The organism is Hydrocarboniclastica marina (assembly GCF_004851605.1).
Classification (GTDB): domain Bacteria; phylum Pseudomonadota; class Gammaproteobacteria; order Pseudomonadales; family Oleiphilaceae; genus Hydrocarboniclastica; species Hydrocarboniclastica marina.
Map to the genome: position 1 here is coordinate 2,588,464 of NZ_CP031093.1, position 11,707 is coordinate 2,600,170.

General features: G+C 52.8%; 14 protein-coding genes and 1 tRNA gene. 6 read left to right on the plus strand and 9 right to left on the minus strand.

What is annotated here, in order from left to right:
- Window positions 1-17: 17 nt before the first annotated feature.
- The 3 genes from soil367_RS11505 to soil367_RS11515 all read right to left on the minus strand — a co-directional run bounded on the left by soil367_RS11505 (window position 18) and on the right by soil367_RS11515 (window position 3,092).
- On the minus strand, window positions 18-767 hold the full coding sequence (locus soil367_RS11505; protein WP_136549237.1) for a copper resistance protein B: 750 nt from the start codon (window positions 765-767) through the stop codon (window positions 18-20).
- A complete protein-coding gene (locus soil367_RS11510) occupies window positions 764-2,362 on the minus strand; it encodes a copper resistance system multicopper oxidase (protein ID WP_281283905.1) in 1,599 nt (532 codons plus the stop codon). Before soil367_RS11510 ends, soil367_RS11505 begins: the two co-directional genes overlap by 4 nt.
- Before the next feature lie 196 nt (window positions 2,363-2,558).
- Complete coding sequence (locus soil367_RS11515) at window positions 2,559-3,092, minus strand: cupredoxin domain-containing protein (RefSeq protein WP_106761014.1); 534 nt, start codon at window positions 3,090-3,092, stop codon at window positions 2,559-2,561.
- Between the two features lie 199 nt (window positions 3,093-3,291).
- Here soil367_RS11515 and soil367_RS11520 point away from each other — a divergent pair, with 199 nt between their 5' ends.
- Together soil367_RS11520 and soil367_RS11525 are read left to right on the plus strand one after the other, a co-directional pair.
- Entirely contained in the window at window positions 3,292-3,957 is a 666-nt protein-coding gene (locus soil367_RS11520) for a response regulator transcription factor (RefSeq protein WP_136549238.1), read from the plus strand.
- Window positions 3,944-5,278: an ATP-binding protein gene (locus soil367_RS11525; RefSeq protein ID WP_136549239.1), complete on the plus strand. Its 1,335-nt coding sequence runs from the start codon at window positions 3,944-3,946 to the stop codon at window positions 5,276-5,278. Before soil367_RS11520 ends, soil367_RS11525 begins: the two co-directional genes overlap by 14 nt.
- Window positions 5,279-5,344: 66 nt before the next feature.
- On the opposite strand, the gene soil367_RS11530 is transcribed toward soil367_RS11525, so the two are convergent.
- The gene (locus tag soil367_RS11530) at window positions 5,345-5,560 is read right to left on the minus strand and encodes an MbcA/ParS/Xre antitoxin family protein (protein ID WP_136549240.1); all 216 of its coding nucleotides are present in this window, start codon (window positions 5,558-5,560) and stop codon (window positions 5,345-5,347) included.
- Between the two features lie 133 nt (window positions 5,561-5,693).
- On the opposite strand from soil367_RS11530, the gene soil367_RS11535 reads away from it, so the two are divergent.
- Window positions 5,694-5,942: a hypothetical protein gene (locus soil367_RS11535; protein ID WP_136549241.1), complete on the plus strand. Its 249-nt coding sequence runs from the start codon at window positions 5,694-5,696 to the stop codon at window positions 5,940-5,942.
- Window positions 5,943-6,110: 168 nt separating this feature from the next.
- Here the strand turns inward: soil367_RS11535 and soil367_RS11540 are convergent, their stop codons facing one another.
- Together soil367_RS11540 and soil367_RS19215 are read right to left on the minus strand one after the other, a co-directional pair.
- Window positions 6,111-6,464 (minus strand): NADH-quinone oxidoreductase subunit A, encoded by a 354-nt coding sequence (locus soil367_RS11540; RefSeq protein ID WP_136549242.1) that lies wholly within the window; start codon window positions 6,462-6,464, stop codon window positions 6,111-6,113.
- A gap of 441 nt (window positions 6,465-6,905) precedes the next feature.
- Complete coding sequence (locus soil367_RS19215) at window positions 6,906-7,115, minus strand: MbcA/ParS/Xre antitoxin family protein (protein WP_136549243.1); 210 nt, start codon at window positions 7,113-7,115, stop codon at window positions 6,906-6,908.
- A 1,043-nt stretch (window positions 7,116-8,158) separates the two neighbouring features.
- Between soil367_RS19215 and soil367_RS11550 the strand changes: the two genes are divergently transcribed.
- The 3 genes from soil367_RS11550 (at window position 8,159) to soil367_RS11560 (ending at window position 9,945) form a co-directional block, all read left to right on the plus strand.
- Complete coding sequence (locus soil367_RS11550; RefSeq protein WP_136549244.1) at window positions 8,159-9,160, plus strand: integrase domain-containing protein; 1,002 nt, start codon at window positions 8,159-8,161, stop codon at window positions 9,158-9,160.
- A complete protein-coding gene (locus soil367_RS11555; RefSeq protein ID WP_136549245.1) occupies window positions 9,157-9,507 on the plus strand; it encodes a hypothetical protein in 351 nt (116 codons plus the stop codon). The genes soil367_RS11550 and soil367_RS11555 overlap by 4 nt, the downstream gene beginning before the upstream one ends.
- A gap of 138 nt (window positions 9,508-9,645) precedes the next feature.
- Window positions 9,646-9,945, plus strand: coding sequence for an MbcA/ParS/Xre antitoxin family protein (locus soil367_RS11560; protein ID WP_136549246.1), 300 nt, complete (start codon window positions 9,646-9,648; stop codon window positions 9,943-9,945).
- Window positions 9,946-10,237: 292 nt separating this feature from the next.
- On the opposite strand, the gene soil367_RS11570 is transcribed toward soil367_RS11560, so the two are convergent.
- The 3 genes from soil367_RS11570 to soil367_RS11580 form a co-directional block, all read right to left on the minus strand.
- The gene (locus tag soil367_RS11570) at window positions 10,238-10,492 is read right to left on the minus strand and encodes a hypothetical protein (protein ID WP_136549247.1); all 255 of its coding nucleotides are present in this window, start codon (window positions 10,490-10,492) and stop codon (window positions 10,238-10,240) included.
- Window positions 10,493-10,784: 292 nt separating this feature from the next.
- Window positions 10,785-10,860: transfer RNA gene (locus soil367_RS11575), tRNA-Thr, on the minus strand.
- A 231-nt stretch (window positions 10,861-11,091) separates the two neighbouring features.
- Entirely contained in the window at window positions 11,092-11,592 is a 501-nt protein-coding gene (locus tag soil367_RS11580) for a pilin (protein WP_281283906.1), read from the minus strand.
- Window positions 11,593-11,707: the final 115 nt, after the last annotated feature.

Below are 11,707 nucleotides of genomic sequence, written 5' to 3' on the forward strand. Positions count from 1 at the left end.
CCCATGGCCCTTCAGCATCAGAATGCGATTCGAGCGCCGATTACGGCAAACCAATCTTCTGTGCCGCCGCCGCTCGCCTCGGCCAGGTCGGCACTATCGCCATACTTACGCTCGTGCACCACACCCACATAAGGCGAGAACGCACGGTCTATCAGGTCGTAGCGGAGCCGGAGGCCGGTTTCGGTGGAAACCAATCCTTTGCCGACACCAATCTCTTCATCCTCACTGAACGCTACCGAGGCATCCAGAGTTGCCGCCAGGATCCAGTAATTGGTGAACAGCAATTCGTACTCAGCGTCCAGTTCGGCTGACGTATCACCATCGTTGCTGACGTACAGGTTTGCATCGATCTCAAACCATTGGGGCGCCAGGCCGGCGACACCGAGAACGGCGTATGTCCGGTCCGGCCCCTCGGGCGTATCGAAACGCACGCCCGCTTTGGCGTCGAAGAACTTGGAAATGGGGATCTGGCCGACCAACTGGTTTTCCAGCGTTTCGTAGGCCTGCTCCTCTATTTCGTATTCGCCGGTTGTGAGCAACCGGACTTTAAAGTCGTCGGTGCCATAGAAGGCATCCGCATTCCAGACGCCCAGCTCCTCGTCATCGTCGCTGTAGCGGTACTCAAATTCCTCGAATAGAACGCCCCAGGTTGTGAGCGGCTGTTTTCGAGCGGTCGTGTCGGAGATCATTTCCTGAGCTGTCACCGCCGTTGAGACACCAATAGAGGCAAGGAAGCTGACTGCGACAATTGATCGAATACAGCTCATACCTCACCTCCATCTTTGGCAATCACGTCTGTTTTGGCCTGCGTCGACTCTGGCCCACCTTCAACAATGACCTTGCGGAACATACCAGCGGCCGCGTGATAGGACAGGTGACAGTGGAACGCCCACTGACCGGGCGCGTCGACCTCGGTTTCCATGTAAACCGTGGTGCCTGGCTGCACACTGACCGTGTGCTTGATCGGGTTCCATTGGTCTGCACCAACATCGAGAATGGACCACATACCGTGCAGGTGCATAGGGTGAGTCATCATGGTCTCGTTCACGAATTTGAAGCGAACTCGCTCACCGTATTTGAGACGAATTGGGTCTGCGTCTTCGTACTTGACGCCATTAATGCTCCAGGTATAGCGCTCCATATTGCCGGTCAAACGAAGCTCAATTTCCCGGGTCGGTTCGCGGTCTTCATACAGTGGATCTTGGGCCTTCAGGTCAGCATAGGACAGGAACTTGCCGCCATTGGCTGCCGTGGGTACAAGGCCACTTCCCTTGGCGTAAAAGGGGTCGCTTTGGCCGCCTTTTCCCATCGCCATGGAACCATGATCCATGCCTTCCATGTTGGAATGATCCATTCCGGACATCCCTTCTGAGCTATTCATATCCATGTCGCCATGATCCATACCGGCCATGTTGCCATGGTCCATGCCGGGCATACCGCTCATGTCTGCCATAGTCAGGCGCGCCGGATCACGCAGTTGCGGAACAGCCGCTTCCATACCTTCTTCGGGGGCCAACGTTGCCCTGGCATAGCCGGAACGCCCCATGGATTCAGCGAAAATGGTGTAGGCCTGCTCATCTTTCGGGTGGACGATCACATCATAGGTTTCCGCCACACCGATCCGGAACTCGTCCACGTTAACGGGCTGAACGTTGTTGCCATCGGCCTGTACAACCGTCATGTCCAGACCGGGAATCCGTATGTCGAAGTAGGTCATGGCCGAGGAGTTGATGAACCGCAGCCGGATGCGTTCTCCGGGCTCAAAAAGGCCAGTCCAGTTCTGCTCGGGACCTTTGCCGTTGATCAGGCCCGTAAAGCCCTGCAAGTCCTCAACGTCCGCTTTCATCATCCGCATGTCACCCCAGGCCATGCGGTCCCGAATGGTGTTCATCAGACCGTTTTTGGACGCGTCCGAAAAAAACTCCCCCACGGTTTGCTGCTCACGGTTGTAGTAATCCGGCATCATTTTCAGGTTGCGCATGATGCGGTCACCGGAATGGGGGTGCTTGTCAGTCAGCTGCACCACGTATTCACGATCGTAGCGGAATGGCTCACGGCCCTCGGGCTCGATGACAATGGCACCATAGGCGCCGTCCGGCTCCTGAAAACCAGAGTGGCTGTGGAACCAGTAGGTGCCTGCCTGCTGGATAGAAAACTCATAGGTAAAGGTTTCACCCGGCTTGATGCCCGGGAAACTGATACCAGGCACACCGTCCTGGTTAAAAGGAAGGATCAGGCCGTGCCAGTGAATGGACGTCATCTCATCCAGGTTGTTGGTCACGTTGATCCGGACGTTCTCGCCTTCCTTGAAACGCATTACCGGTCCCGGAGATGCGCCGTTGTATCCAATGCCTTCCTTCACAAAATCGCCGGTATCAATTTTTACCCCGGTCGACCGTAAGGTCGTATTCGCCGGCCAGAACCATGGCTGGCATCAGCAGGCTCAAAAGCCCTGTCAAAAAGCGTGGTTTCATCTGTGTTGCTCCGAACTACACGTCATTGAAGCCGGGCCGAGAAACGTGTCTCAGCCCCGCGCTCGCGGACCTCAGTTAAGCGAGTTACTCGAAATTGACCTCACCGTACATCCCGGCCTGATAGTGGCCCGGCACGTTGCAGGCAAATTCGATATTGCCTTTATCAGAGAACTTCCATACCACTTCTTTACTTTGGCCCGGTTCCAGCAACACGCTGTTCGGGTCGTCATGCTTCATGGAATGGCCATTCCCCATATCCATATTCATCATGTCGTGGTTCAGCTTGCCGCCCTGGATGACGCCATGCTCAACCATCATCATCATTTCCTCTTGATGAGCTTCGTGCATGTCGGGAGTGCCAACACTGAACTCATGGACGAGGTTTCCCTTGTTCTCCACCACGAAGCGAACGGTTTCACCCGGCTTTACACTGATTTCTTCGGGTTCGTAGTAGTTGTCGTACATCTCGACAGTTACGGTTCGGCTGGCCTCCGACGCTTTGCCAGGTTCACCGCTTGTAGCGCCGTGCCCGTGGCCACCATCATGGGCGCCAGCCGCAAACGCTGTTGCCGACATTGAAAGCGCCATACCCGCTACGAATAGTTTTGATGCATTCATCTTTTTATCCTCTGTAAAATATTGCTCGAAAAACACTGCCGGATTGAGCCCCAATCTTGAGCAATGTCCAGAATCGGTTGTTACCTTCTCTCACTAACCTGAATTCTTTCTGAAAAACTCGAACTATTTTCCGTTCAGGCTGAATTCAGGTTAATCAGTCACACTTTCGACCGCGGACCATACATAGAAGGAAAAACTCATGCGTTTACTGCTCGTCGAAGATGACCGCTTGCTTGCTGAGGGTCTGGTCAGGCAGTTGGGAAAAGCAGGTTTCAGCGTTGATACAACTCCCAGTGCCCGAGAAGCCGTCGTTCTGGGTGAGCAAGAGGATTACCGTGCTGTTGTTCTGGACCTGGGTCTACCTGATGGCAACGGGCTGGACGTATTGAGAAAGTGGCGAACGAATCACGTCAGCTGTCCGGTCTTGATTCTGACCGCGAGAGGCGATTGGCAGGATAAGGTTAACGGCTTAAAAGCCGGGGCAGACGATTACCTGGCAAAACCTTTTCAGACAGAAGAGCTAATCGCACGCCTCAACGCACTCGTGCGTCGAAGTGAAGGAAGGATCCATACTCAGGTTAAAGCCGGCCGCTTTGAACTGGACGAAAACCGCCAGAGTCTCAAGATGGACGACGGCGTGGAACATACACTTACCGGCACCGAATTCCGGCTGCTACGTTGTTTGATGAGCCGCCCTGGCCACGTCTTTTCCAAAGAACAACTAATGGAACAGCTTTACAACTTGAATGATAGCCCGAGCGAAAACGTCATTGAGGCGTATATTCGGAGGTTAAGGAAGCTAGTGGGCAGCGAAACCATCTCAACACGACGCGGCCAGGGGTACATTTTTAATGCGATTCCTTAAAAAGCCTGCGTCCGTAAAAGGAACCTTGCTTGCGCTGTTACTGCCCGCCGGAATTGGTCTAATGGGGGTGGCGTGGTTGGTCCATGGCTTGCTGCTCGACCGAATGTCTCGGGAATTCGTTGAAAGCCGACTGAAAGATGAAGTCGTTTTCCTTGAGCACCAGATTCGCGACGCGAATGGTGAAGTTGACACTCTCCAGACGGGCGATTATTTCCAGGATGTTTTTCATCATGCCTTTGCCATACATACACCCGAACAGACCATCATTTCACCCGATACTTGGGAGCCCTTGTTAACGCCTCTGATTGAAAACGAAGAAGACGGAACCGTTCGCGTAGAAGATGCCGAAACCACTGATACTCCCTTAGACATCCTCGCCTACCGAAAGTCTTTTCAGGTCGGTGAAACACCCATCGTCGTAATCGTTTCTGAAGATCTGGGTGCGCTGAAACGCAGCCAAGCTGCACTTCATACCTGGACCGCCGTAGTATCAGTTCTGTTGATTATGCTCTTGGTCGCCGTGCTCTGGTTCGGAATCACGATGTCCATGCGACCGGTTGTCACACTCAAAGCCGCATTAAAAAGACTCCAGGACGGAGAGATCTCCCGAATCAACGTTCAGTCGCCAGAGGAGTTCCACCCGCTGGTTCTTCAACTAAATCAGTTGCTGGACTCCTTAGATCAGCGACTGGAGCGCTCCAGGGACGCTCTCGCAAACCTGTCTCATAGCGTCAAAACCCCCATCGCAGCCGTCCGGCAGATACTGGAAGACGACACACGTCCTCTCGACACCAATCTAAGGCGCCAGATGGTGGAGCGACTAAGCGATATCGACAGGCAATTAGAAGCTGAAATGCGTCGAAGCCGTTTTGCAGGGCCCCAGATTGGAAAAAGCGCCTACCCCATAAAACAGGCACGGGATCTTTTGTGGATGCTCGGTCGTTTATATCCGGAAAAGTCGTTTGAACTATCGAGTTCTCTGCCTGAAGACAGCCGATGGCCGATAGAAGAACATGATCTAAATGAAGTATTGGGCAACTTACTCGACAATGCTGGCAAATGGTCTTCGAGATGCGTAGAGCTCTCTGTGGAACAAGGCAGCGGCTTCAAGCGAATAGTTGTTGCTGATGATGGCCCAGGGGTTAATCACAAGGATTTAGCCAGTTTGGGCCAAAGGGGTCTGCGGCTAGATGAGCAAACACCTGGGCACGGTCTCGGCCTTGCTATCGTTCGAGATATAGTGACTCGCTATGAAGGTAAAATCAGCTTTTCGACTAAGTCCTGTAGCGGTTTACGCGTTTCTATCGAATTATTAAGATAAAATCGAATGTTCGCTTTTGTTTAAAAGCCCATCTTTGAGACTGGTCAAAGCTCGAATAATCATGTTCTATGAAACAGCTCCCTCTTGCCATTTTTTAATCACGTTCCGCAGTTTTAAGAGCCCCGCCTCAGTGTCCATCAGCGTGACCGGCGCTTGATTGCCTATAGCCCGGATCGGAGATGACAGCCATAGTTCAGCTTTCAGTCTATCGTCTTCGAAAAGCTCCAGAACCTCACAATAGACCTGCTCTCTCAGCTCGGCCACAGCCCGCTCTTCACTCATATCAATACTCCTGTAGTGATCAACTAATCCCCGACAAATTGGTTGGCTCCTGGCCAATTGCTTGGTCAAACACTGTGATCGTGTATTGTGGAATTCGACCGGTCAAAAATCTAATTTCACAAGAGATTTATCTATGAAGAACGTACTCGACCAAATCAGTTCATTGCTCAAAGAAGCGCTGGCTGTCGCAGAAACTCTCGATGGCTTCAAAGGGAGCACAGCGACACTGGATTTGTCCTGTTTCGACGGCAGCACCGCCACTATCACCGAGACGCTCGACAACCTGTGCGATGACACCGACACCTCAGGATCGTGCTGCGCAACCAGACCGTTGCAGCAGGCCCTGGTAACTGGGCATGGACACGGCGTAGAGCAGTCGTAAACTCCGGAGAAATTCCGCCCGCGACCAGTAGGATGCGCGCGTGTCGAGGAGAACGGACCCAATGTATGCGCAGATCCAGCGCCATATCCTGTATCAAATGCTGCGCATGGGAGCCGATAGCCGGATAGACAGATACCGGGGCTTTAGACGCTAGACGGGCAAGCCAGGTCACTGCCATTTGAAGGCACCCTCCCGCCAGCCATAAACGATACCCACGGAAAGGATGGCCAGAAACATCCCCATCTCGACCAGGGCCTTGACCCCCTCCTCCACGTAGACAACCGCCCATGGATACATGAACATCATCTCCATCTCGAAAGCGATCAAGAGCAGCGTCATGGGATAATAGCGGACGTGGAACCGGCTCCAGGCGTGGGTGTCAGGTGCTCCGCCCCCAAGAAAGGGCGCACGTTGAGGCCAGGACGGTTTTGCCGTCGAGAAAGGACTGCAGATCACCAGCAGCCCTGCTGTGAATGTCGCGATGCTGATAGTCATCAGTGTCGCTAGCTCCGTTAGCTCCATGCCAACAGTCTCCCTTCCATCTTTGCCAGAGCCGGATCCATCCGTTGGGTTCTAGGACTATCTTAAGGCAGCGTGCAACGCTTTGAGGATCTCAGCCAAAACTGAATTCAAACTGAAAATTCGATGTTCCTGAACGGTTGGTAATTCTCACTCCTCCATTGCCGACAGGTTGCCGCCAACTGTATCGTGATTCTAGGCGCCTCTGAGCCGTACCGACGGTGTGTTACGTCATTATTGAACAGAGCTGAAGCTGGCGGTCTAATCTCGCTTATGAACACGTATTAGGGGCCATGCCCTAGTGACCCGCTCCCCTCTGCTAAAACTGAGGGCTTACCCTTTCAGCATATATTGGCTCGTCTTGAGCTCAGATCTGCCAACAGAAAGCCAACCAGATTTCTCGCGAGCCTCACAGAAAGTTCAGTAACAAATCGTGGGACTGGCTTAGCTGAAGTCACCGGCCTCTATCTTACGGAGCACTTCCGAAACCCTACATCGTCCTTCAGTCGTATTTAGAAGCTCGATCGGACTTTTGCCGCCCAGAGCTAGAACCGGGCTGTGGAGCCATTCTTCTGCAGCGACCTGTGACTCCCATACCTCACGAGCTTGACGAAGTACGCGAGCGGTGTCGTGATTTCCTACGATGTTCTCCATACATGCAGACCTCAATGATTAAGTGACCTGTCCACTAGAGAATAAGTGGCCGCTGATCTGGCAGCGACAGCGCCAAGCTTAAGATAGCAGCAGGTCATTCGATATAATGTTGCCCCACCTTGGTGTTGCCACGAAGCGAAGTGCACCAAAAGTGTATCTTTAGTCAACTTTCTGATCCTTGGATGGGCTATGGGTGGCCGGGGATTTCAGCAAAGGTTCACGATTGGTACACAATTGGTCGACTGTCAGCATTACGTCGAAGCCAGCACCACCGATGTGCACGCTTGTTTCGCTATTTCAGATTGCACTCATTCTCGGCTAATTACGTCAAAGTCGCGTTTACTCTACTGGACATCGACACACTTGTTTCAGACAATACCCGTGCATTGAGGCATTGCCTCAGCTGCGTCTAGCTGGGACCGTAAAATAAACAGCACGCGAAAATATCGGGTTAAACGACTCGCTCAGCAATGCCCTTCTTCGGGGCCCCTCCTATAAAGTTCCTCAGGACTCCCTTAAACGCCAGGTTTGGCATCAATAGCACCAACATCTCTCAATTTCTCTGTTCTGGTTATATGACCTTAAAAAATTGAGATGCATTAGGCTGGATGGAGCTCACCGCCTGCTATCAGGCATTCCTAAGCTTTATTCCAACATCACGAGCAACGAAACCCTGAACGAAACCTCAGGCTGGGTGGACTACCCGTAGTCAGCGGTGCGTCATCATCGTCACCACTCAATCATCGCTCTCGCCCTAACCCACCACAGAACTGGTGCCCCAACCTCACATCTCGCGCTGACTGCGTGAAGCCCACCCCGGCCAGAAATGGTACCGCTGGTTTGTGAGGAACAATCAATCGCGCACGCAGCAGCGCAAACGGAGACCCGGAGCCATGATCTGGAAATGGTTAAAACTGACTCAGCAGACGGGGGCAGGGTCTACGAGTGTGGAAACCAGACGGCCCTGCCCCAGATGCTGAGGGTTTGCCACACAACATGCTGCACACAATGAGAGGAGAAGATCGTTAACAGGAAAACATGAGATGCAAAAAATACGCTTTAGCAGGAACAAGAACCAGCGCAATTTCGGTCTGGGCCACCACCCGGGCTACGCCGCGCAGGTCGCTCTCGCACAAATGTATGGAGGAGACAAGCATTACTACACCCGCTTCACCCATCGTGCCAGATTTGAGCATTGTCTGAACTGGGCGTCGGAACTCGACATCCCAATTCGCGATCTGCGCCAGATCACATTGGCACACGCCGTCGAGTACGGACAGGCCCTCGCGGATTCTGTCGCCTCTGGAGGTATGGAGGTTGCCTATGCACAGAACCTCATCTCGACGTTGAATGTCGTCATGCGGGCAGTCCGCCGAGACCGAAAAGTTTGGCTATCGCCGGCCGGCGTGGTCGGCAAACGATCCTACGTTAGAACGGTTTTGCCAACGGCCACATGGGATAAAGTGATAGAGGCAGTGAGGTTGGCAGAAACCGCGGGCAACTATCGAGGAGCAGCTCTGGTTCTGCTGTGGCGAGCGTTCGGTATGCGCTTCAGGGAAGCGGCCCAGGCTAACCTCCACCGGATGATGACTGAGGCTCAAGCCTACGGTACCGCGCGGGTATTGGAAGGAACGAAAGGAGGTTTCAGATCTGATGATAGGAGGATCAGGATTGAAAGTGTCCAGTGGCAAGCTCTTGACTACGCACTTCACACAATTTCCATTTCGGGGACGTGCCTGATTGATACAAACACATCCCTCAAAGAATTCCTCAATCGGCACGCCAGCCCCATGCGCCAGATTCTCAAACAGGTCGGAATCCAATGCCCGAAAGATTTACGTGCGGAGCGATTTATAGACGTCTACGAGCGAGCGAGCGGTCAGCCAGCTCCGCTGAAACAATACGGGTCGTTCGACAGGGAAGCGGACGCCATAGGCAGACTCGCTGTAGGTCATGAGGGGGGTCATAAACGCCCGACAATCTCAACGTCTTACGTGGGCGAACGGCATCGGACCAACCACGGAGAAGGGAGACCCAGGCGATGAATCTCAGCTACATCTATAGACGCATCAAGGCCAAGGAAGGCGCTGAGAGGGCGCGAAGGCGCCATCTTAACCGTATTGCGAAAATGACTTCGGCTATCGAGCAACGGTTTCCCAAGGTCAAACGCGTGCAGCAGATAGATCAGAAACATTGCAAATGGCTGATTGAGCACTGGTGCAACCCGTCCACGGAGAAAGATTATCGAAGCTCGCTTCGTCTCTTGTTGGAGGCCTCCGACCGTAGTCCGGAGTGGCTAAAACAGCTGGGAATGGCCTCGACCTCAACTGGTGGACGTCCACGAGAAGTGTCCGTTGTGCGTTCACGATCATCGAGGTACTGGATGGAGTGAGACACGCTGCGTCTGGTGTATTATGCAAGCTGAAGTCGGTACTGTGTCCGACACTATTCACTAATGAGCTCCGGACCAAAACTCAGCAGTACTGAGCCGAAGATCCTCTGGTTCATATGTGCGAAGTGGTGAGGAAACGTGAGCAAGGTGAAGCCAGCTGACAACCTGAGAGAATTTGTGCGGATACGCCATGATCTTGCCGACTTAACAGAATGCCGGGAGGATGTCAGTGAGCAGAGTATGGAGGAACTCCAGAACAGAGCGTGGGAAGAGGTCCTTGCGTTGTTCGAGGGGGATGAAACTGGTGCTCGGGGGTGGATGAAACGAAACAGACCGTATCTGGGCAACGTCACGCCAGAGGAAATGCTGGATTCTGCAGAAGGCATTCGCCGTCTACGGCAATTTGTTCAACAGTTAGAGAGAGGCGTCCTTCCGTAGTACGACGAAAAATCAGCGAATTACCTCGATCGCGCTTGCGATCGAGGCTCCGGACAGAAACCTCCCTTTCAGTGGCTCTTTATCGCGTCGCGCATAAAATCAGCACCAGTCTCAATGTTCATCGTGGCGTGAAGCCGGTGCGGCTCGTCAGAATTGCGGTACATATCCAGAGTAATCCAGTCCTCACCTCGCCGCATTTGGATTGTCAGGTGCATCTCGTCAAAACCGACTGCTTAGAAAGAGCAGCAGCCAGTTGCTGTGCCTGCGTCATGTATTCCATTGGGTGCTCCCGTCAGAACCAAGTGTCGGTTTTGATATCGCCAAGCTGGTCCGCCGCCGCACTGAGCCCGGGGGAACTCTGTATTGATGATCCGGAAATGTCCGTTTTGGTGTCCAGGGCTTCCATCGTCTCGGTAATAGTGGCTGTCTGGCCGTCAGAACAAGTCAGTTCAAGTGTCACTTTCGCGTTTTTGAAGTGTTCGATGGTCCAGGCAATAATGAGCGCCTCCTTCAAGACATCACTGGTCTGACTGCATTGATACTGCATCTGCGAATTCCTTCTGAAATAGTGGTTAAGTTGTTCGACCGGTCTGATTTCAAGATACACGAATTCACCGTTTGACCTAGCGATTGGCTCCGAGTCTGGGTGAAGGTATCCTTGAGGAAGGTGTGAGCAGTCGGATAGGAAGCTGGATAGCACGAGGAAAGCGTTCCGCGCAGGCATAGATTAGTTGCGCAGCGGTAGAAGATTGGTCGCTTTCTAAGCGATCCGGGGATGATGGGACTAATGATGGGACAACCACACAGCTCATTCTAATCAATTGATTCGAAAGAGATAGTGGTGCCGAAAGGCGGAATCGAACCGCCGACCTACTGATTACGAATCAGTTGCTCTACCGACTGAGCTATTTCGGCGCGGGAGGAATTATAGAGGGGTGAATAGTAGGAATCCACGCAATTTTTCAGGCACGACGCAGTCGCAGGCTCGAGCCAAAAAAGTCACTCTTTCACAGTTCTATCGTTACCGGGGGTATTTAGGTCAAACAAATTATTCTGAGGTTAACACTGTTCTCACTTTTTGGATGGCTAAAAACGAAGAGCGCCCCTAAAGGGACGCTCTCTTTTTTTAGCTAAACCAGTCAGCCGTTAGACCTGGGCACCAGCAAGCGTACAGCCAGAGGGTACGTACGAGTTCTTAAATGCGCCCGGAGGAGTTGTAAGATCGCAAGTCCAAGTGCCATTGGCAGCGCGGGTCAAAGTAATAGTTGTCGTCGCAACCGGCGCACTCGCGTCACCACCCAAGATCACTACGAGGGTACCAGTGCCACCGTTCGCAGCGGCAAATGTTGGAACGAAAGTATCAGCGCCTGCAGCATTTTCTGTGATGTTGGAGGCAGTACGACCCAGAGTCGCCGCAGCCATTGGTGTATTAGCACTATCGGTAAATTTGCCACGAGACAGATGCTCTTCCACGGCCGTCTTAAGCGAGGAAACCTCACCGTAAGCGCGGTTGACCTGCGTGCGTGCAATGTAATCCTGATACTGCGGGATAGCGATCGCAGCCAGAATACCGATAATCGCTACAACAATCATCAGTTCGATAAGGGTGAAACCCTTTTGAGCGTGGTTCATTTGAATGCTTTTCATCTATTGAATCTCCAGTGGTTTTACAACTTATCGACTTCGCGATCGCTGTCAGTTTGAGACGTCGTGAGCCTTGACTGGTTGGTTGCAGGCGACGTGCCAATTGCAAGAAAATGTT